This is a genomic window from Rahnella sp. 2050 (genome assembly GCF_040544515.1).
GTDB classification, from domain to species: Bacteria; Pseudomonadota; Gammaproteobacteria; order Enterobacterales; family Enterobacteriaceae; genus Rahnella; species Rahnella aceris.
The window spans coordinates 1-20,504 of the sequence record NZ_JBEPKE010000016.1 but is presented as its reverse complement, the minus strand read 5'-3'; the positions used below and the strand labels follow the sequence as shown (position 1 = coordinate 20,504).

36 protein-coding genes and 1 pseudogene are annotated in these 20,504 nt (G+C 47.9%); 4 read left to right on the top strand and 33 right to left on the bottom strand.

Features of this window, described 5'->3' with window-relative positions; translation table 11 throughout:
- Window positions 1-30 precede the first annotated feature (30 nt).
- Both trkA and mscL read left to right on the top strand, forming a co-directional pair.
- Entirely contained in the window at window positions 31-1,407 is a 1,377-nt protein-coding gene (trkA, locus tag ABIC79_RS25525; protein ID WP_013573711.1) for a Trk system potassium transporter TrkA, read from the top strand.
- Between the two features lie 124 nt (window positions 1,408-1,531).
- Window positions 1,532-1,948: a large-conductance mechanosensitive channel protein MscL gene (gene mscL / locus ABIC79_RS25520; RefSeq protein WP_013573710.1), complete on the top strand. Its 417-nt coding sequence runs from the start codon at window positions 1,532-1,534 to the stop codon at window positions 1,946-1,948.
- Between the two features lie 15 nt (window positions 1,949-1,963).
- Here mscL and ABIC79_RS25515 read toward each other — a convergent pair whose 3' ends face one another.
- From ABIC79_RS25515 to ABIC79_RS25355, 33 genes are all read right to left on the bottom strand, one after another.
- Entirely contained in the window at window positions 1,964-2,164 is a 201-nt protein-coding gene (locus ABIC79_RS25515) for an alternative ribosome-rescue factor A (RefSeq protein ID WP_037035586.1), read from the bottom strand.
- Window positions 2,165-2,260: 96 nt separating this feature from the next.
- Complete coding sequence (zntR, locus tag ABIC79_RS25510; protein ID WP_119261138.1) at window positions 2,261-2,677, bottom strand: Zn(2+)-responsive transcriptional regulator; 417 nt, start codon at window positions 2,675-2,677, stop codon at window positions 2,261-2,263.
- Between the two features lie 2 nt (window positions 2,678-2,679).
- Complete coding sequence (locus tag ABIC79_RS25505; protein WP_119262214.1) at window positions 2,680-3,048, bottom strand: DnaJ family domain-containing protein; 369 nt, start codon at window positions 3,046-3,048, stop codon at window positions 2,680-2,682.
- A 172-nt stretch (window positions 3,049-3,220) separates the two neighbouring features.
- The gene (rplQ, locus tag ABIC79_RS25500; protein WP_013573706.1) at window positions 3,221-3,610 is read right to left on the bottom strand and encodes a 50S ribosomal protein L17; all 390 of its coding nucleotides are present in this window, start codon (window positions 3,608-3,610) and stop codon (window positions 3,221-3,223) included.
- Between the two features lie 40 nt (window positions 3,611-3,650).
- Window positions 3,651-4,640, bottom strand: a complete 990-nt coding sequence (locus ABIC79_RS25495) for a DNA-directed RNA polymerase subunit alpha (protein WP_002919219.1) — start codon at window positions 4,638-4,640, stop codon at window positions 3,651-3,653.
- A gap of 25 nt (window positions 4,641-4,665) precedes the next feature.
- Window positions 4,666-5,286 carry a 30S ribosomal protein S4 gene (gene rpsD, locus ABIC79_RS25490; protein WP_013573705.1) on the bottom strand — a complete coding sequence of 207 codons (621 nt, stop codon included), beginning with the start codon at window positions 5,284-5,286 and terminating at the stop codon, window positions 4,666-4,668.
- Between the two features lie 30 nt (window positions 5,287-5,316).
- On the bottom strand, window positions 5,317-5,706 hold the full coding sequence (gene rpsK, locus ABIC79_RS25485; RefSeq protein WP_004929731.1) for a 30S ribosomal protein S11: 390 nt from the start codon (window positions 5,704-5,706) through the stop codon (window positions 5,317-5,319).
- 17 nt (window positions 5,707-5,723) lie between these two features.
- A complete protein-coding gene (rpsM, locus tag ABIC79_RS25480) occupies window positions 5,724-6,080 on the bottom strand; it encodes a 30S ribosomal protein S13 (RefSeq protein WP_013573704.1) in 357 nt (118 codons plus the stop codon).
- 148 nt (window positions 6,081-6,228) lie between these two features.
- The gene (rpmJ, locus tag ABIC79_RS25475; protein WP_002227352.1) at window positions 6,229-6,345 is read right to left on the bottom strand and encodes a 50S ribosomal protein L36; all 117 of its coding nucleotides are present in this window, start codon (window positions 6,343-6,345) and stop codon (window positions 6,229-6,231) included.
- A 33-nt stretch (window positions 6,346-6,378) separates the two neighbouring features.
- A complete protein-coding gene (gene secY, locus ABIC79_RS25470) occupies window positions 6,379-7,710 on the bottom strand; it encodes a preprotein translocase subunit SecY (protein ID WP_013573703.1) in 1,332 nt (443 codons plus the stop codon).
- 7 nt (window positions 7,711-7,717) lie between these two features.
- A complete protein-coding gene (gene rplO, locus ABIC79_RS25465) occupies window positions 7,718-8,152 on the bottom strand; it encodes a 50S ribosomal protein L15 (protein ID WP_013573702.1) in 435 nt (144 codons plus the stop codon).
- Between the two features lie 3 nt (window positions 8,153-8,155).
- A complete protein-coding gene (gene rpmD / locus ABIC79_RS25460) occupies window positions 8,156-8,335 on the bottom strand; it encodes a 50S ribosomal protein L30 (RefSeq protein ID WP_013573701.1) in 180 nt (59 codons plus the stop codon).
- Between the two features lie 6 nt (window positions 8,336-8,341).
- Complete coding sequence (gene rpsE, locus ABIC79_RS25455) at window positions 8,342-8,842, bottom strand: 30S ribosomal protein S5 (RefSeq protein ID WP_013573700.1); 501 nt, start codon at window positions 8,840-8,842, stop codon at window positions 8,342-8,344.
- 14 nt (window positions 8,843-8,856) lie between these two features.
- Window positions 8,857-9,210, bottom strand: coding sequence for a 50S ribosomal protein L18 (rplR, locus tag ABIC79_RS25450; protein WP_013573699.1), 354 nt, complete (start codon window positions 9,208-9,210; stop codon window positions 8,857-8,859).
- A gap of 9 nt (window positions 9,211-9,219) precedes the next feature.
- Window positions 9,220-9,753 (bottom strand): 50S ribosomal protein L6, encoded by a 534-nt coding sequence (gene rplF / locus ABIC79_RS25445; RefSeq protein WP_013573698.1) that lies wholly within the window; start codon window positions 9,751-9,753, stop codon window positions 9,220-9,222.
- 13 nt (window positions 9,754-9,766) lie between these two features.
- Entirely contained in the window at window positions 9,767-10,159 is a 393-nt protein-coding gene (gene rpsH, locus ABIC79_RS25440) for a 30S ribosomal protein S8 (RefSeq protein WP_013573697.1), read from the bottom strand.
- A 33-nt stretch (window positions 10,160-10,192) separates the two neighbouring features.
- Window positions 10,193-10,498 carry a 30S ribosomal protein S14 gene (gene rpsN / locus ABIC79_RS25435; RefSeq protein WP_013573696.1) on the bottom strand — a complete coding sequence of 102 codons (306 nt, stop codon included), beginning with the start codon at window positions 10,496-10,498 and terminating at the stop codon, window positions 10,193-10,195.
- A 13-nt stretch (window positions 10,499-10,511) separates the two neighbouring features.
- Window positions 10,512-11,051 carry a 50S ribosomal protein L5 gene (gene rplE / locus ABIC79_RS25430; protein ID WP_013573695.1) on the bottom strand — a complete coding sequence of 180 codons (540 nt, stop codon included), beginning with the start codon at window positions 11,049-11,051 and terminating at the stop codon, window positions 10,512-10,514.
- Between the two features lie 14 nt (window positions 11,052-11,065).
- Window positions 11,066-11,380 carry a 50S ribosomal protein L24 gene (gene rplX, locus ABIC79_RS25425; protein ID WP_013573694.1) on the bottom strand — a complete coding sequence of 105 codons (315 nt, stop codon included), beginning with the start codon at window positions 11,378-11,380 and terminating at the stop codon, window positions 11,066-11,068.
- 10 nt (window positions 11,381-11,390) lie between these two features.
- Window positions 11,391-11,762: a 50S ribosomal protein L14 gene (gene rplN / locus ABIC79_RS25420; RefSeq protein WP_008457164.1), complete on the bottom strand. Its 372-nt coding sequence runs from the start codon at window positions 11,760-11,762 to the stop codon at window positions 11,391-11,393.
- Between the two features lie 170 nt (window positions 11,763-11,932).
- The gene (rpsQ, locus tag ABIC79_RS25415; protein ID WP_013573693.1) at window positions 11,933-12,187 is read right to left on the bottom strand and encodes a 30S ribosomal protein S17; all 255 of its coding nucleotides are present in this window, start codon (window positions 12,185-12,187) and stop codon (window positions 11,933-11,935) included.
- Window positions 12,187-12,378 (bottom strand): 50S ribosomal protein L29, encoded by a 192-nt coding sequence (rpmC, locus tag ABIC79_RS25410; RefSeq protein WP_013573692.1) that lies wholly within the window; start codon window positions 12,376-12,378, stop codon window positions 12,187-12,189. The genes rpsQ and rpmC overlap by 1 nt, the downstream gene beginning before the upstream one ends.
- Entirely contained in the window at window positions 12,378-12,788 is a 411-nt protein-coding gene (gene rplP / locus ABIC79_RS25405) for a 50S ribosomal protein L16 (RefSeq protein ID WP_009639183.1), read from the bottom strand. Before rplP ends, rpmC begins: the two co-directional genes overlap by 1 nt.
- A gap of 12 nt (window positions 12,789-12,800) precedes the next feature.
- On the bottom strand, window positions 12,801-13,499 hold the full coding sequence (gene rpsC, locus ABIC79_RS25400) for a 30S ribosomal protein S3 (RefSeq protein ID WP_013573691.1): 699 nt from the start codon (window positions 13,497-13,499) through the stop codon (window positions 12,801-12,803).
- Window positions 13,500-13,516: 17 nt separating this feature from the next.
- Entirely contained in the window at window positions 13,517-13,849 is a 333-nt protein-coding gene (gene rplV / locus ABIC79_RS25395) for a 50S ribosomal protein L22 (protein ID WP_004391423.1), read from the bottom strand.
- Between the two features lie 14 nt (window positions 13,850-13,863).
- A complete protein-coding gene (gene rpsS, locus ABIC79_RS25390) occupies window positions 13,864-14,142 on the bottom strand; it encodes a 30S ribosomal protein S19 (RefSeq protein ID WP_004929772.1) in 279 nt (92 codons plus the stop codon).
- A 14-nt stretch (window positions 14,143-14,156) separates the two neighbouring features.
- Entirely contained in the window at window positions 14,157-14,981 is an 825-nt protein-coding gene (gene rplB, locus ABIC79_RS25385; RefSeq protein ID WP_013573690.1) for a 50S ribosomal protein L2, read from the bottom strand.
- 18 nt (window positions 14,982-14,999) lie between these two features.
- A complete protein-coding gene (rplW, locus tag ABIC79_RS25380; protein ID WP_013573689.1) occupies window positions 15,000-15,302 on the bottom strand; it encodes a 50S ribosomal protein L23 in 303 nt (100 codons plus the stop codon).
- The gene (gene rplD / locus ABIC79_RS25375) at window positions 15,299-15,904 is read right to left on the bottom strand and encodes a 50S ribosomal protein L4 (protein WP_013573688.1); all 606 of its coding nucleotides are present in this window, start codon (window positions 15,902-15,904) and stop codon (window positions 15,299-15,301) included. Before rplD ends, rplW begins: the two co-directional genes overlap by 4 nt.
- Window positions 15,905-15,920: 16 nt before the next feature.
- Window positions 15,921-16,550 carry a 50S ribosomal protein L3 gene (rplC, locus tag ABIC79_RS25370; protein ID WP_013573687.1) on the bottom strand — a complete coding sequence of 210 codons (630 nt, stop codon included), beginning with the start codon at window positions 16,548-16,550 and terminating at the stop codon, window positions 15,921-15,923.
- 33 nt (window positions 16,551-16,583) lie between these two features.
- Window positions 16,584-16,895, bottom strand: coding sequence for a 30S ribosomal protein S10 (gene rpsJ, locus ABIC79_RS25365; protein ID WP_009639175.1), 312 nt, complete (start codon window positions 16,893-16,895; stop codon window positions 16,584-16,586).
- Between the two features lie 234 nt (window positions 16,896-17,129).
- A complete protein-coding gene (locus tag ABIC79_RS25360; protein WP_121019984.1) occupies window positions 17,130-17,615 on the bottom strand; it encodes a type II secretion system protein GspB, cryptic system variant in 486 nt (161 codons plus the stop codon).
- 6 nt (window positions 17,616-17,621) lie between these two features.
- Window positions 17,622-19,142, bottom strand: a complete 1,521-nt coding sequence (locus ABIC79_RS25355) for an ExeA family protein (RefSeq protein WP_225444969.1) — start codon at window positions 19,140-19,142, stop codon at window positions 17,622-17,624.
- A gap of 198 nt (window positions 19,143-19,340) precedes the next feature.
- Between ABIC79_RS25355 and gspC the strand changes: the two genes are divergently transcribed.
- Window positions 19,341-20,174, top strand: a complete 834-nt coding sequence (gene gspC / locus ABIC79_RS25350) for a type II secretion system protein GspC (protein WP_037035605.1) — start codon at window positions 19,341-19,343, stop codon at window positions 20,172-20,174.
- Window positions 20,158-20,409, top strand: a pseudogene (locus ABIC79_RS25345) (type II secretion system protein GspD); the annotation flags it as partial. The gene gspC and the pseudogene ABIC79_RS25345, both read left to right, overlap by 17 nt.
- Window positions 20,410-20,504: the final 95 nt, after the last annotated feature.

Sequence of the window (20,504 nt, the reverse complement as noted above, 5' to 3'; positions counted from 1 at the left end):
TAATACCTTCGAGGCAAAGCAGAGAGTCATATGAAAATAATCATTCTCGGGGCCGGGCAAGTTGGCGGAACACTTGCCGAAAACCTGGTTGGTGAAAACAACGACATCACGGTTGTCGACACGAATACCATCCGGCTGCGTCAGCTTCAGGATAAGTTTGACCTGCGTGTAGTCCAGGGGCACGGTTCTCACCCTCGTGTACTTCGCGAAGCCGGCGCCGAAGATGCAGATATGCTGGTGGCTGTGACGAATTCCGATGAAACTAATATGGTCGCCTGCCAGATTGCCTATTCACTGTTTAACACACCAAACCGCATTGCCCGTATCCGTTCAACTGAATATATCCGTGAATCTGAAAAACTTTTCCATCCGGAAGCCGTGCCTATCGACCACCTGATTTCTCCGGAGCAACTGGTCACGGATTATATCTACAAACTCATTGAGTATCCGGGTGCACTACAGGTGGTGAATTTCGCAGAAGGCAAAGTCAGTATTGCGGCGGTAAAAGCCTATTACGGTGGGCCTTTAGTCGGTAATGCACTCTCTTCAATGCGTGAACACATGCCGCACATTGAAACGCGGGTTGCAGCCATTTTCCGCCAGGATCGTCCTATTCGCCCCCAGGGTTCAACCATTATCGAAGCCGGTGATGAAGTATTCTTTGTGGCTGCTTCTCAGCATATCCGTGCAGTCATGAGCGAGCTTCAGAGGCTCGAAAAGCCTTATAAACGAATCATGATCGTAGGTGGCGGCAATGTCGGGGCGGGGCTTGCACAACGGCTAGAGAAGAATTACAGCGTAAAACTCATCGAGCGGGATCAGCAGCGAGCCGCAGAGCTTGCAGAGATATTGCAAGATACGATTGTCTTCTACGGTGATGCCTCGGATCAGGAATTGCTGGCTGAAGAGCATATTGAACAAGTGGATGTATTCATCGCTATTACCAATGATGATGAAGCGAACATCATGTCCGCAATGCTGGCCAAGAGGATGGGCGCGAAAAAGGCGATGGTTCTCATCCAGCGCAGTGCATATGTCGATTTGGTGCAGGGCAGCGTCATCGATATTGCAATTTCGCCTCAGCAGGCAACGATTTCAGCGTTGCTTGGACACGTCAGAAAAGCAGACATCGTCAGTGTTTCATCGCTGAGACGCGGTGTCGCGGAAGCCATTGAAGCAATTGCACATGGCGATGAGACAACATCAAAAGTTGTGGGTCGTACCGTGGAACAAATCAAACTGCCACCCGGTACAACGATTGGGGCTATTGTGCGCGGTAATGAGGTTATTATTGCCAACGGCACCAGCAGGATCCAACAGGGTGACCATGTTGTGATGTTTATTACCGATAAGAAGTTTGTCAGGGATGTTGAACGGCTGTTCCAGCCAAGCCCATTCTTCTTATAAATTGCACCTTTTGTTAATCGAATTTAGCGTTAATTGAGTTTCAGATGAGAAGTTTTGTAGCGAAGACCCTGCAAATGGTCTTTACTTAGTTTGACATATTTGATGAATTTGCCAAGGAGTATTTATGAGTTTTATGAAAGAGTTTCGTGAGTTTGCCATGCGCGGCAACGTGGTCGACCTGGCAGTCGGTGTTATCATCGGCGCCGCTTTTGGCAAAATAGTATCGTCATTTGTCGCTGATATTATTATGCCACCGCTAGGCTTGCTGATTGGCGGAGTTGATTTTAAGCAGTTTGCTTTTGTCCTCAGGGAGGCCCAGGGAGCAGCACCCGCAGTAGTCATGCATTACGGGGTATTCATTCAGAACGTGTTTGATTTCATCATTGTTGCACTGGCCATATTCTGCGCAATTACCTTGATGAATAAAATGCGTCGTAAGCAGGAAGATAAGCCCGCTGCACCACCTAAACCAACAGCGGAAGAAACTCTGTTAGCGGAAATTCGTGATTTGCTGAAAGAGCAGCAGGCACCGAAACTGTAATTCTGCTTAGACTGATTAGAAGGGCAGTGTTGAATACTCAAACGAACACTCAACACTGCCCTCCAGATAACTCCCCTTCCCATTTTTCTCTTTGCGACGGTAGCTCCCTTTCCCTTTTTGATTTTTCTCAACACGCTGTTTGAACAGTGGATCATGAAGAAGCGCTTGTAACGCGTTATTCTGAATGATGCCTTTTTGATGCTTATAATGGCTCATAAAACCTCGATATGATTAATAGTAGTGAACAAAATGCGCGCACATCATACTGCTATAATCCTAACTATGAAAGTGGCTATTATACGACCGGAACATTCAAGCTACTTTACCCGCTCCATCCTCTAATGCTTCTAAAATAGAGCAACTTACGCTCGTATGTGAGGAGCCACAACAAGCGGCACTCAATCTTTGCAGGGATTCACGCATCTGATTAAGCTCCTTTAATTTAAGCTCAACCTCTGCGAGTCGTTCATCCACAATAGACTTTGACTCCTGACAAGTATGATGCAAAGGATCGATTCGAATAGAAAGTAACTCCTTGATTGCATCAAGCGTAAAACCTGTAGATTTGGCATAGCGGATGAAGCGTAAGCGCTGCACATCGCTTTCATCATATTGCCGATAACCTGATGTATTACGTGTGCCCGCTCCCATCATTCCCTGCTTTTCATAGTAACGAATAGTATCTGTGGACACGCTGGCCAGCCTGGCAAGTTCACCAATTTTATACATGTCTATTTCCCTCTCAATTTATCCTTCAGTGCATTTTCGTAATGCCCCCGAAGAAAGTCAGTGTTCATACCTGCCTGCTGTAAACGCATTTGTAAAACCTTCAGACGCTTTTCTGCGGGAAGAAACTTTGGATCATCACTGTCTAACATGTTCAGTAGATGATCCAAATCGATCGCCTCTTTTCGATCCTGCAACTCAGGCGGCAAATAGCCTGCATTTTTCAAGATACGATAGGACGTTCTGAGCTCCTCCGGAACTGCGCTTTCGTCATCCATGATAAGGGGACGGCCATTTCCAGGAAGGTTATCAAATTCACCCTTTTCCTGAGCATCTTTGATGTGCTTTTCAACCCACTGATCAATTAGAAACATGATTTCGCCTTTGTCACATTGAACGAGCCATCTTAGATCATAGCTGGAAGCGGCGCGCTGGAAAAGAGAGTGGAATTTAGCATGGTGAAAACTGGGAAGAAAAGGTTTAGAAACGTGAATTTTAGATGTAAAAAAACCGGGCAAAAGCCCGGTTTTTTCATGCATCTACAGATTATTCAGCAGTTGCTACTTCTGCTTTTGACTCTGCACGATCAACGAGCTCGATGTATGCCATCGGCGCATTGTCGCCTGCACGGAAGCCACACTTAAGAATACGAGTGTAACCACCAGCACGGCTCGCGAAACGCGGACCCAGTTCATTAAACAGTTTTGCCACGATCTCGTTATCACGAGTACGGGCGAATGCCAGACGACGATTTGCAACATTGTCGGTCTTGGCAAGAGTAATCAGCGGCTCAACAACGCGACGCAGCTCTTTCGCTTTCGGCAGGGTCGTCTTGATGATCTCATGACGAACCAAAGAGCCGGCCATGTTACGGAACATAGCCTGTCGGTGGCTGCTGTTACGGTTCAGTTGACGACCACTCTTACGATGGCGCATGACCTTATCCTTCTCAGTAAAACCTTAACCTGTGATCCGGTTACTCGTCAGCAATACTTGCTGGTGGCCAGTTTTCCAGGCGCATGCCCAGAGACAAACCACGGGACGCAAGTACGTCTTTGATCTCAGTAAGAGATTTTTTACCCAGGTTAGGTGTTTTAAGTAACTCAACCTCGGTACGCTGTACCAGATCACCGATGTAGTGGATTGCTTCTGCTTTAAGGCAGTTAGCAGAGCGGACAGTCAATTCCAGATCGTCAACAGGGCGCAGCAGGATTGGATCGAATTCCGGCTTCTCTTCTTTGACTTCCGGTTGACGTACATCACGTAAATCAACGAAAGCTTCAAGTTGTTCAGCAAGAATGGTTGCCGCACGACGAATCGCCTCTTCAGGATCGATCGTACCGTTGGTTTCCATTTCGATAACCAGCTTGTCCAAATCAGTACGCTGTTCTACACGCGCTGCTTCAACATTGTAGGCAATTCGCTCTACAGGGCTGTAGCATGCGTCTACTAACAGACGACCAATTGGGCGCTCATCTTCTTCCGAATGAATTCGGGCAGACGCCGGCACATAACCACGACCGCGCTGAACTTTGATACGCATGCTAATTGCAGCGTTCTCATCGGTCAGGTGGCAGATGACATGTTGCGGCTTGACGATTTCGACATCACCATCATGGGTAATGTCGGCTGCAGTCACAGGGCCAATGCCAGACTTATTCAGGGTAAGAATAACTTCATCTTTCCCTTGAACTCTCACCGCCAGCCCTTTCAGGTTGAGCAGGATCTCCAGGATATCTTCCTGTACGCCTTCTTTGGTGCTGTACTCATGCAGTACACCATCAATCTCAACCTCGGTCACCGCGCAACCCGGCATGGATGAAAGCAGAATACGGCGCAGTGCGTTGCCTAAAGTATGGCCAAAGCCACGTTCTAAAGGCTCAAGGGTCACCTTGGCGTGCGTCGAACTGACTTGCTCGATATCTACCAGGCGCGGTTTTAGAAACTCTGTCACAGAACCCTGCATTGTGTCCTCTCTTTGGTACTAAGCTTTACTTGGAGTAAAGCTCGACGATCAGGTGTTCGTTAATGTCGGAAGACAGATCAGTACGTTCAGGCATACGCTTGAACACACCTTCCATCTTAGCAGCATCAACTTCAAGCCAAGTCGGCTTTTCACGCTGTTCAGCCAACTCCAAAGCGGCCTTCACGCGAGATTGCTTTTTAGCTTTCTCACGGATGCTGACAACGTCATTCGGAGATACCTGATAAGAAGCGATGTTAACAACGCGACCGTTTACCATAATAGCTTTGTGGCTAACTAACTGGCGGGATTCCGCACGAGTAGCGCCGAAGCCCATACGATAAATGACGTTGTCCAAACGACCTTCAAGCAGTTGCAACAGGTTTTCACCAGTGTTGCCTTTCAGGCGTGCTGCTTCTTTATAATAGTTACGGAACTGACGCTCCAGAACACCGTAAGTACGGCGAACTTTTTGCTTTTCACGTAACTGTACACCGTAGTCAGACAGACGCGGCTTACGCGCACCATGCTGACCAGGAGCTTGTTCGATTTTACACTTGGTATCGATCGCGCGAACGCCAGATTTAAGGAATAAATCTGTGCCCTCACGACGGCTAAGCTTGAGCTTAGGACCCAAATATCTTGCCATTTTCTCTCTCCAACAAACCTAAAAGCAGCGTTATACGCGACGCTTTTTCGGCGGACGACAACCGTTATGAGGGATAGGAGTCACATCAGTAATATTAGTGATGCGGAAACCAGCCGCGTTTAATGCGCGGATAGTAGACTCACGACCAGGACCAGGTCCTTTAACCATAACTTCCAGATTCTTGATACCGTATTCTTTCACTGCGTCAGCGCAGCGCTCTGCTGCAACCTGAGCTGCGAACGGAGTGGATTTACGAGAACCACGGAAACCGGAACCACCAGCTGTTGCCCAACCCAAAGCATTACCCTGACGATCGGTAATGGTAACAATGGTGTTGTTGAAAGAAGCATGGATATGAGCCACGCCGTCAGAGACTTGTTTTCTTACACGTTTACGTGTACGAACAGGTGCCTTTGCCATTTATTCAATCACCCCGATTATTTCTTGATCGGTTTACGCGGACCCTTACGGGTACGTGCGTTAGTCTTGGTACGCTGACCGCGTACTGGAAGACCACGACGATGACGCAAACCACGATAAGTCCCAAGGTCCATAAGACGCTTGATGCTCAGGGTGACTTCACGACGCAGATCACCTTCAACAATGAACTTGGCAACTTCGTCACGCAGTTTTTCGATTTGCTCTTCAGACAGCTCACTGATCTTAACATTTTCAGCAATACCGGATGCAGCACAGATAGACTGTGAGCGGGTTTTGCCGATACCGTAGATCGAAGTTAATGCGATTACAGTATGTTTCTGATCAGGAATGTTAATGCCTGCTATACGGGCCACTATGCACTCCTACTATTTATATACGGCAACACCATTCTGAAAAGCCCGTTTTCAGGATACTCAAATAGTATTGCTGCTTACATACAAAAGATTGGCTGGCTAATCTAGCCAGCTCAACCCAACTTTGCAAGAAAAATATGCGAGATAATCAGCCTTGACGCTGTTTATGCTTCGGTTCTGCACTGCAGATTACGCGAACGACACCGTTACGCTTAACAATTTTGCAGTTACGACATAATTTCTTGACGGAAGCACGAACTTTCATTTTTACTCTCCGTAACTTCGCAAACTCACCAGATTAGCGGTTATAGCCTTTCAGGTTTGCTTTCTTCAATGCAGACTCATACTGACTTGACATCATCAGAGTTTGCACTTGAGCCATAAAGTCCATGATAACGACGACTACGATCAGTAGAGAAGTACCACCAAAGTAGAATGGAACTTTCATCGCGTCACGCATGAACTCCGGGATAAGGCAGATGAAAGTAATATACATCGCACCAATTAAGGTTAAGCGAGTCATTACTTTATCGATGTACTTCGCCGTTTGCTCTCCCGGACGAATTCCTGGTACAAATGCACCGGACTTCTTCAGGTTATCTGCTGTCTCACGCGGGTTGAAAACCAACGCAGTATAAAAGAAACAGAAGAAGATGATTGCAGTCGCATAGAGTAACACATAAAGCGGTTGTCCAGGCTGCAAATACAGCGAAATCGTAGTCAGCCAGTTCCAACCAGTCCCACCCCCAAACCATGATGCAATCGTGGCAGGGAACAGAATAATGCTGGAAGCGAAGATCGCTGGGATAACCCCGGCCATATTCACTTTCAACGGTAAGTGCGTGCTCTGTGCTGCATAGACACGACGACCTTGTTGGCGCTTAGCATAGTTAACGACGATACGACGTTGACCACGTTCAACAAACACCACAAAGAAAGTCACTGCAAACACTAAAACTGCAACCAACAGCAACAGGAGGAAGTGCAGGTCGCCTTGCCGAGCTTGTTCGATAGTATGGGCAATCGCTGGCGGGAGACCCGCTACGATACCTGCAAAGATTATGATGGAAATACCGTTACCGATACCTCGTTCAGTAATCTGCTCCCCCAGCCACATCAGGAACATTGTCCCGGTCACTAAGCTCACAACTGCAGTAAAGTAGAACGCAAAGCCTGGATTTAACACCAGACCCTGCATACCAGGCATGTTCGGCAGACCGGTTGCAATACCGATTGACTGAAACACTGCCAATACCAGCGTACCGTAACGGGTGTACTGGCTAATCTTACGACGGCCAGCCTCCCCTTCTTTCTTTATTTCAGCTAACGCTGGATGAACCACCGTTAACAGCTGGATAATGATCGATGCCGAAATATACGGCATGATCCCCAGAGCAAAGATTGAAGCACGGCTAAGGGCACCACCAGAGAACATATTAAACATTTCAATGATGGTACCTCTTTGCTGCTCGAGCAATTTGGCAAGTACAGTGGCATCAATACCAGGGATCGGAATAAAAGAGCCGATACGGAAAACAATCAGCGCACCGATAACAAACAAAAGTCTGCGCTTCAGTTCGCCTAGTCCACCCTTGGCACTTTGAAAATCTAATCCCGGTTGCTTAGCCATCTGCTACTTATTCCTCAATTTTACCGCCAGCAGCTTCGATAGCAACACGAGCGCCTTTGGTGACACGCAAACCACGCAGAGTTACCGCACGACCGACTTCGCCAGAAAGGATTACTTTCGCGAACTCGATCTGGATACCAACCACGTTAGCGGCTTTCAGCGCGTTCAGGTCGATCACGTCGCCTTCCACCAGAGCCAGTTCAGACAGACGAACTTCTGCCGTGATCATAGCTTTGCGGGAGGTGAAGCCGAATTTCGGCAAACGACGATATAAAGGCATCTGACCACCTTCAAAACCACGACGTACGCCACCACCAGAACGTGAGTTCTGACCTTTGTGACCACGACCGCCGGTTTTACCCAGGCCAGAACCAATACCACGACCTACACGCCTTGGCGCTTGTTTGGCACCATCAGCCGGAGACAGAGTATTTAAACGCATCTCTTACTCCTCAACCTTAACCATGTAGGAAACCAGGTTGATCATACCGCGTACAGCAGGAGTATCCTCGCGCTCAACGGTGTGACCAATACGACGCAGACCCAGGCCCAGCAGAGTAGCTTTATGCTTCGGCAGACGGCCAATGGAACTGCGAGTTTGTGTAACTTTAATAGTCTTTGCCATGGTTAATTACCCCAGAATTTCTTCAACGGATTTACCACGCTTGGCAGCGACCATTTGTGGGGATTTCATATTTGCCAAAGCATCGATAGTTGCACGAACCACGTTGATCGGGTTGGTGGAACCATAAGCTTTAGCCAATACGTTATGAACCCCTGCAACTTCCAGGACGGCGCGCATTGCACCACCGGCGATAATACCGGTACCTTCGGAAGCCGGCTGCATGAACACACGGGAACCCGTATGAGCACCTTTAACAGGATGCTGCAGGGTGCCGCTATTCAGCGCGACATTCATCATGTTGCGACGGGCTTTTTCCATCGCTTTCTGGATCGCTGCCGGAACTTCGCGTGCTTTGCCGTAGCCAAAACCAACGCGACCGTTACCATCACCAACGACTGTCAGTGCGGTAAAGCTGAAGATACGGCCACCTTTTACGGTTTTAGATACGCGGTTTACCGCGATCAGCTTTTCCTGCAGTTCGCCAGCTTGTTTTTCGATGTGAGCCATCTTAAACCTCTTCCTTAGAACTGAAGGCCAGCTTCACGGGCAGCATCTGCCAGTGCCTGGACTCGACCATGATATTGGAAACCGGAACGGTCAAAGGATACTTTCGTAATCCCTTTTTCCAATGCGCGTTCTGCGATAGCTTTACCTACAGCAGTGGCAGCATCTTTGTTGCCGGTATACTTCAGTTGCTCAGTGATAGTTTTTTCTACAGTAGATGCAGCAACTATTACTTCAGAACCGTTTGGTGCGATAACCTGTGCGTAAATATGACGCGGGGTACGATGTACCACCAGACGAGTCGCACCCAATTCTTTGAGCTTGCGGCGTGCGCGGGTCGCACGACGGATACGAGCAGATTTCTTATCCATAGTGTTACCTTACTTCTTCTTAGCCTCTTTGGTACGCACGACTTCGTCGGCGTAACGGACACCCTTGCCTTTATAAGGCTCAGGACGACGGTAGGCACGTAAATCCGCAGCAACCTGACCGATAACCTGTTTATCAGCGCCTTTCAGCACGATTTCAGTTTGGGTCGGACATTCTGCAGTGATGCCTTCCGGCAGTTGATGATCGACCGGGTGAGAGAAGCCTAAGGCTAAATTCACCACGTTGCCTTTAACAGCAGCACGATAACCAACACCTACCAGTTGAAGCTTTTTAGTGAAGCCGTCGGTAACACCTACAACCATAGAGTTCAACAGTGCACGAGTGGTACCCGCTTGGGCCCAACCGTCTACAGCGCCTTCGCGTGGAGCGAAAGTCAGTGTATTTTCTTCCTGCTTAACTACAACAGCGTCATGGATAGTACGTGACAGCTCGCCGTTTTTACCCTTAATCGAAATAACCTGACCGTTGAGTTTTACCTCTACGCCGGCAGGAATGACGACGGGTGCTTTTGCAACACGAGACATTCTTTCCTCCCAATTAAGCTACGTAGCAGATAATCTCGCCACCAAGACCAGCCTGGCGAGCTGCACGATCGGTCATAACACCTTTAGAGGTAGAAATAACAGCGATACCCATACCGGCCATAACTTTTGGCAGCTCATCTTTTTTCTTGTAGATGCGCAGGCCTGGACGGCTGATACGTTGAATGCTTTCTACCACTGCCTTGCCCTGGAAGTACTTCAGTACTAATTCCAGTTCAGGCTTAGCGTCGCCTTCGATTTTAAATTCTTCAATGTAGCCTTCTTCCTTCAGCACGTTGGCAATAGCCACTTTCAGCTTGGAGGAAGGCATGGTGACCGCAACTTTGTTCGCGGCTTGACCGTTACGGATACGGGTCAGCATATCCGCGATCGGATCTTGCATGCTCATCTGTCTTTACTCCCGTGATTCAATTGGTGACAATTACCAGCTAGCCTTCTTAAGACCCGGAATTTCACCGCGCATAGCGGCTTCACGGACCTTAATACGGCTCAACCCGAACTTCCGCAGGAAAGCATGCGGACGACCAGTTTGACGGCAGCGGTTACGCTGACGAGACGGGCTGGAATCACGCGGCAGAGACTGCAGCTTAAGAACTGCATCCCAACGATCTTCGTCGGATGAGTTCACACCAGAGATAATAGCTTTCAATTCCTCGCGTTTAGCGCGGTATTTATCAGCCAGTTTTACGCGAACGACTTCGCGTGCTTTCATGGATTGCTTAGCCATTAGTAACCCTGCCTTACTTGCGGAACGGGAAGTTAAAGGCTGTCAGCAATGCACGGCCTTCATCATCGGATTTCGCAGTAGTGGTGATAGTAATATCTAAACCACGAACGCGATCGACTTTATCATAATCGATTTCCGGGAAGATGATCTGTTCACGCACGCCCATGCTGTAGTTACCACGACCATCGAAAGACTTAGCAGACAAGCCGCGGAAGTCACGAATACGTGGAACAGCAATGGAGACCAGACGCTCAAAGAACTCCCACATGCGTTCGCCGCGGAGGGTTACTTTACAGCCGATCGGATAGCCCTGACGAATTTTGAAGCCTGCAACTGATTTGCGTGCTTTGGTGATCAACGGTTTTTGACCGGAGATTGCTGCCAGGTCAGCTGCTGCGTTATCCAGCAGTTTCTTGTCAGCGATCGCTTCACCAACACCCATGTTCAGGGTGATCTTCTCGACCCGAGGGACTTGCATGACAGAATTGTAACCAAACTCAGCCATGAGTTTTTTTACGACATCGTCTTTGTAGTAATCATGCAGTTTCGCCATCGTACTACTCCAAATTACTTGATAGTTACGCTGTTAGATTTGAAGAAACGGACTTTTTTGCCATCTTCGAATCTAAAGCCTACACGGTCCGCCTTACCAGTAGCCGTGTTGAAGAGAGCAACGTTAGAAACCGGAATTGCAGCTTCTTTTTCAACGATGCCGCCTGGTTGGTTCAGGGCCGGTACAGGCTTCTGATGTTTCTTAACCAGGTTGATACCTTCAACAATGACTTTGCCAGAAGACAGTACATTTTTTACTTTACCGCGCTTACCTTTATCTTTACCGGTAAGCAGGATAACTTCGTCATCACGACGGATTTTCGCTGCCATGGTTCGCTCCTTAGAGTACTTCTGGTGCCAGAGAGATAATTTTCATGAACTTCTCATTACGCAGTTCACGAGTTACCGGCCCAAAAATACGCGTGCCGATTGGCTGCTCGCTGTTATTGTTTAAAATAACGCATGCATTACCATCGAAGCGAATGACAGAACCGTCCGGGCGACGAACACCCTTCTTGGTGCGCACCACTACCGCCTTCAGCACATCGCCTTTCTTCACCTTACCGCGAGGAATTGCTTCCTTGATGGTAATTTTGATGATGTCGCCGACGCCTGCGTAGCGACGGTGCGAGCCACCTAGAACCTTGATACACATTACGCGACGTGCACCGGAGTTGTCGGCCACGGTCAGCATAGTCTGTTCTTGGATCATGTTAGTGCTCCGCTAATGTCAACTACAACTTTAGGACCCAGGATAGGTCATTAAGAAATCCCCACAATATGAGGGCGCGGCATTATAACACCGGTTCCCGATTATGGGTAGAAAAAATAAACGGCCCACGTACATGAGCCGTTTATCTATTTTTGAGAGGCGCTACTGTATTACAGAATCGCTTTCTCTACAACGCGAACCAAGGTCCAAGACTTAGTCTTAGACAGTGGACGGCATTCGCTGATTTCCACAACGTCGCCGATACCACATTCATTGTTCTCGTCATGTACGTGCAATTTAGTCGTACGTTTGATGAACTTACCGTAAATCGGGTGTTTCACCACGCGCTCAATCGCAACAACAATGGATTTTTCCATTTTGTTACTGATTACACGACCCTGCAGAGTACGGATCTTGTCAGTCATTACGCACCCGCCTTTTCAGTCAGTAAAGTTTTCACACGTGCTACATCACGACGCACTTGCTTCAACAGGTGTGTTTGCTGCAACTGGCCGCTTGCCGTTTGCATGCGCAGGTTAAACTGCTCACGCAAAAGGTTCAGCAACTCAGTGTTCAGCTCTTCCACGCTTTTTTCGCGCAGCTCTTGTGCTTTCATTACATCACCGTCTTAGTTACAAAGGTGGTTTTGATAGGCAGTTTGGCTGCTGCCAGCTGGAAGGCTTCACGAGCCAGCTCTTCAGGCACACCGTCCATTTCGTACAGGACTTTACCAGGCTGGATCAAAGCAACCCAATACTCTACGTTGCCTTTACCTTTACCCATACGAACTTCGAGCGGTTTCTCGGTGATCGGTTTGTCCGGGAATACTCGGATCCAGATCTTACCTTGACGCTTAACTGCACGGGTCATCGCACGACGTGCTGCTTCAATTTGACGAGCAGTCAGACGACCACGGCCAACAGCTTTCAGACCGTAAGTGCCGAAGCTCACATCCGTACCTTGCGCAAGACCACGGTTGCGGCCCTTGTGCACCTTACGGAATTTTGTACGCTTTGGTTGTAACATCAGCGACTCTCCTTACTTGCGGCCTTTACGCTGCTGCTTTTTAGGTTGAGCAGCCGGTTCCGGTTGTTCAACTGCAGCCATACCACCCAGGATCTCACCTTTGAAGATCCATACCTTAACGCCGATTACACCGTAAGTGGTGTGCGCTTCAGATGTGTTGTAATCGATATCCGCACGCAGAGTGTGCAACGGAACACGACCTTCACGGTACCATTCAGTACGCGCGATTTCAGCACCGCCAAGACGGCCGCTTACTTCAACTTTGATACCTTTAGCGCCAAGACGCATTGCGTTCTGTACTGCACGCTTCATAGCACGACGGAACATAACACGACGTTCCAGCTGTGAAGTGATGCTGTCAGCAACCAATTTTGCGTCCAGTTCCGGTTTACGGACTTCGGCGATGTTAATCTGCGCAGGAACGCCAGCGATATCCGCTACGACCTTACGCAGTTTTTCGACATCTTCGCCTTTCTTGCCGATAACGATGCCAGGACGAGCAGTGTGAATAGTCACACGGATGCTCTTCGCTGGACGCTCGATAACGATGCGAGAAACGGAAGCTTTCGCCAATTCCTTAGTCAGGAACTGACGAACTTTAAAGTCGCCGTCCAGGTTGTCAGCGAAATCTTTGGTATTTGCATACCAAGTAGAGTTCCAAGGTTTGACAATACCCAGTCGAATACCATTAGGATGTACTTTCTGACCCATTGCTAGTCTCCAGAGTCTCAGCGATCGGACACAACCACAGTAATGTGGCTGGTGCGCTTCAGAATGCGATCTGCACGACCTTTAGCACGCGGCATAATGCGCTTCATGCTTGGGCCTTCGTCTACGAAAATCTTCGTGACTTTCAGATCATCGATGTCAGCGCCATCGTTGTGTTCTGCGTTAGCAATGGCAGACTCCAGTACCTTCTTAACCAGACCAGCAGCTTTCTTGTTGGTATAGGCCAGAGTTTCCAGAGCTTGCGACACTTTCTTACCGCGAATCAGGTCAGCAACAAGGCGAACCTTCTGAGCAGAAGAACGAGCGTGGCGATGTTTAGCGATAGTTTCCATCTCTTCCTCCTACCTTAGCGCTTTTTAGCTTTTTTATCAGCCGCATGGCCGCGATAAGTACGAGTCGGCGCGAATTCACCCAGTTTGTGACCGACCATTTCATCGGAAACAAATACTGGTACGTGCTGACGACCATTATGGACAGCGATGGTCAAACCGATCATGTTAGGAAAGATCGTTGAACGACGGGACCAAGTGCGCAAAGGCTTCTTGTCACCGCTTTCCACCGCTTTCTCTACCTTCTTCAGCAAGTGCAGGTCAATAAAAGGACCTTTCTTGAGAGAACGTGGCATGGCTTATCCTCTAATTATTTTTTGCTACGGCGACGTACAATGAATTTATCAGTACGCTTGTTGCTACGGGTCTTCTTACCTTTGGTTTGAACGCCCCATGGAGTTACCGGGTGCTTACCAAAGTTACGACCTTCACCACCACCGTGTGGGTGATCGACTGGGTTCATCGCAGTACCGCGAACGGTAGGACGAATACCACGCCAACGAGCAGCACCTGCTTTCCCCAGAACGCGAAGCATATGTTCAGAGTTACCGACTTCACCTAAGGTGGCGCGGCAATCAACTTGAACTTTACGCATTTCGCCAGAGCGCAGACGCAGAGTTACGTAGGAACCGTCACGAGCAACGATCTGAACGTAGGCACCGGCTGAGCGAGCCATCTGGCCGCCTTTACCTGGTTTCATTTCTACGTTATGAACCGTTGAACCTACTGGGATGTTGCGCATAGGCAGGGTGTTACCTGTCTTGATTGCAGCATCAACACCAGATTGGATCTGGTCACCCACTTTCAGGCCTTTCGGCGCCAGGATGTAACGGCGTTCGCCGTCTTTGTACAGAACCAGCGCGATATTCGCGGAACGGTTCGGATCGTACTCCAGACGCTCAACCACTGCAGCGATACCATCTTTGTTGCGTTTGAAGTCAACCAGACGATAATGCTGTTTGTGGCCACCACCGATATGACGGGTGGTGATACGGCCATTGTTGTTACGGCCACCGCTTTTGCTCAGTTTTTCAAGCAGCGGAGCATAAGGTTTACCCTTGTGCAGCTCAGGGTTAACCACTTTAACAACGTGGCGACGACCCGGAGATGTAGGTTTACATTTAACAATTGCCATTGTTCTTACTCCTCCGACTTACTCAGCGCCGCTGATGAAGTCCAGATTCTGGCCTTCTTTCAGGGTTACGTAAGCTTTTTTCCAGTCGCTACGACGACCAACACGCTGACCGTGACGTTTAACTTTGCCTTTAACCAGCAAGGTGTTCACATCTTCGACTTCGACTTCAAACAGTTTCGAAACCGCAGCTTTGATTTCCGCTTTAGTCGCGTCTTTGGCAACTTTGAGAACGATGGTATTGTTCTTTTCCATCGCAGTAGACGCTTTTTCAGAAACGTGCGGCGCGCGCAGCACTTTCAGCAGACGTTCTTCACGAATCATGCCAGCATCTCCTCAACTTGCTTCACAGCGTCAGCAGTCATAACTACTTTGTCGAAGGCGATCAGACTTACTGGATCGATACCTGCTACATCGCGAACGTCAACCTTGTACAGGTTACGTGCGGCCAGGAACAGATTCTCGTCGACTTCGCCAGTTACAATCAGCACGTCTTCCAGAGCCATGTCTTTCAGTTTCTGTGCCAGCAGCTTAGTTTTAGGCGCTTCTACAGAGAACGTCTCGACAACGATCAAACGATCTTGACGTACCAGTTCGGACAGGATGCTTTTCAGCGCGCCGCGGTACATCTTTTTATTTACTTTTTGACTGTGGTCCTGTGGCTTTGCAGCGAAGGTTACACCACCGGAACGCCAGATCGGGCTCTTTACAGAACCTGAACGCGCACGGCCAGTACCTTTCTGACGCCAAGGTTTTTTACCGGAACCGGTTACTTCAGCACGGGTCTTCTGAGCGCGAGTACCTTGACGGGCACCTGCTGCATAAGCAACAACGACCTGGTGTACCAGCGCTTCATTGAAATCACGCCCGAAGGTAGTTTCGGAAACAGTCAGCGCGCTCTGCGCGTCTTTCACTACTAATTCCATTCCTATCTCCTCGACGTTAAGCCTTAACAGCAGGTTTAACGATCAGGTTGCCACCGGTAGCACCCGGAACAGCACCCTTGACCAGCAGCAGGTTGCGCTCAGCGTCAACACGTACTACGTCCAGGCTTTGAACGGTTACACGCTCGTTACCCAGTTGGCCTGCCATTTTCTTGCCTTTGAACACTTTGCCCGGAGTCTGGTTCTGACCGATAGAACCCGGAACACGGTGAGACAAGGAGTTACCATGGGTAGCGTCTTGGGTACGGAAATTCCAGCGCTTAACTGTGCCAGCAAAACCTTTACCTTTAGAAGTACCGGTAACATCAACTTTCTTAACGTCTGCGAAAATTTCAACGCTAATGTTCTGACCTGCAGTGAACTCTTCACCTTCTGCAAGGCGGAATTCCCACAGACCGCGGCCAGCTTCTACGCCAGCTTTAGCGAAGTGACCCGCTTCTGGTTTGGTTACACGGTTAGCTTTTTTGCTACCAGTAGTAACCTGCACAGCGCGGTAACCGTCGTTGTCCAGGTCTTTGACCTGAGTAACGCGGTTTGCTTCAATTTCGATAACGGTTACAGGGATAGAAACGCCATCTTCAGTGAAGATACGAGTCATACCCACTTTCTTACCGACTAAACCAATCATTGTTTCAACCTCTCAATCGCTCAATGACCCTGATTAACCCAGGCTGATCTGCACGTCTACACCAGCAGCCAGATCCAGACGCATCAGAGCATCAACGGTTTTCTCGGTTGGCTCAACGATGTCAACCAGACGCTTGTGAGTGCGAATTTCATACTGATCGCGCGCATCTTTATTGACGTGCGGAGAAATCAGGATGGTAAAGCGCTCTTTGCGGGTCGGCAGCGGGATTGGACCACGAACTTGCGCACCAGTGCGCTTCGCAGTCTCAACGATTTCCGCAGTTGATTGATCGATCAGACGATGATCAAACGCTTTCAGGCGGATACGGATTCTTTGGTTCTGCATGAGACCAGAGCTCCAATTATTTTAAACGTAAATGATTACTCCTCAAACCCATTTCGATTGATGGGAGAGTGTAATCGTTCTTCACATAACCCCCATATCGGGAGTATTGTTGACCGGCAAGTAAACTTATCGGCCATCTGATTCTCATTGAATCAGGCCTACCAAGATTAGGTAAGCCCGCGCATTATACTTAAACACCAGTAAGAAGCAATCCGAACTACAAAAAAAATGCTTTTATTTTGCGCTCTTCTCTTCTTGTTGCTGTTCCAACATCGCTTTTTCCAACCACTCTTGTAATGGTATATCCGGGCTTCCCTCATCTAACTTCATGATTTGACTTTCATCGCTTTCGCCTGTCGGCGCCTCTTCCGGAACCTCATTTTCCATAGATGAAGTATCTTCCAGCAGTTGTTCATCAGCATTTGTATCGTCATCACTATCGGCCGACTGACTAACAGCAGGCATCGCTTTGTCCTGATAGATGTAATGTAAGGGGGATTGCTTATAAGGAAGACGGGATTCTTCACTGACACTTATCCGGTAACTCTGCCAGTTAAGATAACTTATATGAAGATAAGCCCCTGCCATCGCACCAGCCAACAAGCATAGGCAACCTAATCCCAGAGAATAAAGGCTTTTTCTGAGCGGGCGATGCACTACCACCTTCACTTTTTGTTTGTTTAAATGGCTTGTGTAAGCCGATAAATGAATGTTTTGCATTTTAACCTAGAGCTCTTCTTCTGTAAGCAGCACGGGCATGTTGCCGGTACGTTTAGCGATTTGCATCAGTGTGCCCTTACCTACCCTTCCATCAACAATAAGACCTTCCCGTTGTTGGAATAATTTAACCTTCCTGATCAAATCTTTGTCCCACTGACCCGTTTTACCGAATGGCAGGTTCAGGATTTTGCTCAGTGTCATATCTAACCAAGCGGTGTCAGCTTCAGGGCTTGTATTGTTGATGGCGTTTTTACCGCTCGGAGTCTGCGGGAATAACTGAATATATTCGCCACCCCAAACTTCGTTAAACCAGCTGCGCTGAACCGTCCACGTCTCATCTTTAATAAGAATATCTAACTCCTCATCAGTGACCTTCACAACGGTAACGTACACGGTCTGTTTATCTGCTGTAATCGGACTTAACCAGGGAATTCCGTCCTGGACTAAGGTCTCTAAGGTTGCCTTACCCTTTTTACAGGTGAGCTGTGCACGGACGGCCTGATCACAGAACGCATCATTAGTTGGCACGTCATAACCCCACACCTGAAAGAGCTGACGCATTCCGTTACGCTCGTTACTTCCAACATCACTCAGTTTTTTGGCCGCAGCAGGGATTTCATGCAGCCTTTCGGAAAACGTCGCCAACAGCGGGAGGTATGGCTTTGCATAGCCTAAATAAGTCCATCCCAAAACACTGCCCAAAAGCATGTAACACGCAATGAGAAACGTGAGACATTTCCTTTTGCCAGGCGTCAGTCCTCGGGCTTCGAGGCAGACTTTCATTTGCCGATAAGTGACTGACTGTGTTTTTTCTGCATATGCGCTGTTCAATGAGTCTGTTGCCAGTTCATTAATAAGCCGAAACTTACCACCAGCGGCAGTGTGCAACAATTTAACGAGTGGTTTGTTAAAAAGGGTTGGCTCCCCTCCGGCTGATTGCATCCTTTGGGACAGATAGTCCGAGGTTTCTGCGAGACTCATTGGAGACAGAGAGTAAACCGCATATGGTAGCCCCATCTTATGGCGCCTGCCGCGGCTTTTACTCCCCTTATGTTCTTCTACTAGCAGGAATGAGACACGCAGAGATTGTGGATAAGTTTTGAATGTACGTAAAAACTCATAACTTTCTGCCGTGAGGTTTTCAGCATTATCGATCACGACCAACCAGGGCTCTGCGGGGTCCTCATTGTGGACAAAGGATTCTGCAATTCGCATAGTGAGAATCGAGGCTGGTAATGTTTGCCATTTCTTTAAATGAAAACAAAAGGCTAGTAATTGTCCAAGGCTTTCACTGTCTGCGCCATTCAAAGACGCTGCACTTAAATTCAATACCCGGCATTGACTTTTTCTGGCAATCTCGTGCGCCAGTCGCGTTTTACCAACACCTTTGTTACCACCGATTATCGCGATACCTCCCTGACTCAACTTCTGCAGAATAAAATCCTGAGCGGCCAACAAACGTATATTATTGAAATAATTACCTTCCAAAAAGGGAAGCGTGACAAAATTAAAGTAATCGCGGTACATACCAATACCCATAACCATTTATACATTCAATGAATGTTTTTAAATAAAAAACCGAAAGAGGAATAAATCTGAAAATCAAGAAACACAACCTCATTCGTATTGAACATGTATTAATGTGAATCAATGTTTTTCTGCGTATAATATAGCCTAATAAGTAACCCACTGGAATAACGAAAGCACAAGGGAATGATCCAATACATGCATGCCATCTGGAATAAAGGGCATCGGCCAAAGCTATCATTGAAGACAGGAATGTTTATTGTCATTACATTCATACTCACAATGATTTGTTGCTCAACAATCGCTGTTACTGTGCTAAATAGCAGGGAAAGTTTTGGGTTCCTGCCCAAGACCTCCACCGACGCCAAAATTTTTATCAATATACCCGGCACACTATTTGAAAAACGCAGAAATGCAGTGATTAAAGAGGTAACTCGATCACCAGCGACTAGCGTTAAGCTTCCCTTATTCCTTAAGGGAGTTCTGACAAGTACTGACAGTCGGCGCTCACTGGCTATTCTTCAAGGACCAACGGGTCAGCATAGTTACCGTGAAGGTGAAAAGCTTGCTGATGTGGAAAACGCTTACTTGCAGTCAGTAAAACCAGACGAAGTTTTAATACGCACCCCCAAGGGAACAGCGATTTTATACCTCAGTGATAAAGCTCAGGATAATAAACGCCCAGAACCACAAAAACAGAGGGCAAACAAAGAACACGCAAAATACTTAATGCATTATTTAGTTGCCAACCCCGTATATAAAGATGAGAAACTTACAGGTTATAGATTCAATCCCAAAACGAGCAGCAATGTTTATCTTAGAGCGGGACTTATTCCAGGCGAGTTCGTCATCAAAATAAATGGGCAATCTCTCGACGACACTGCAACAGCAGATAAATACATTGAACAACTGGCAAGCCTGAGGGATGTACAACTTACCGTTCTGAGAGAAAATCAACTTCAGAATATCTATATAAATCTAGCCACTATCGAAACATCGTTGGATACAGAAAGTCATGAAGAAGTTCATTAACTCTCTCCTAGTAAAGGCATGCATATTATTTGCCACACTTCCAGGGATTGTACACGCGGAAGAGTTTACTGCGAGCTTTAAGGGCACGGATATTAAAGAGTTTATTGATACGGTAAGTAAAAATCTGAATAAAACTATCCTTATCGATCCCTCCGTGCAGGGAACTGTTTCTGTCAGAAGTTATGATGTTTTGAATGAAGAACAATACTATCAATTTTTTCTCAGCGTGCTGGATTGACCTGCTCCCAGTTGATTAGTACACCCCGATGTTAGTAATGTCTTCATAAGCCACATGAGGACATCCCCATGAAGAAGCGTTTTTCCGACCAA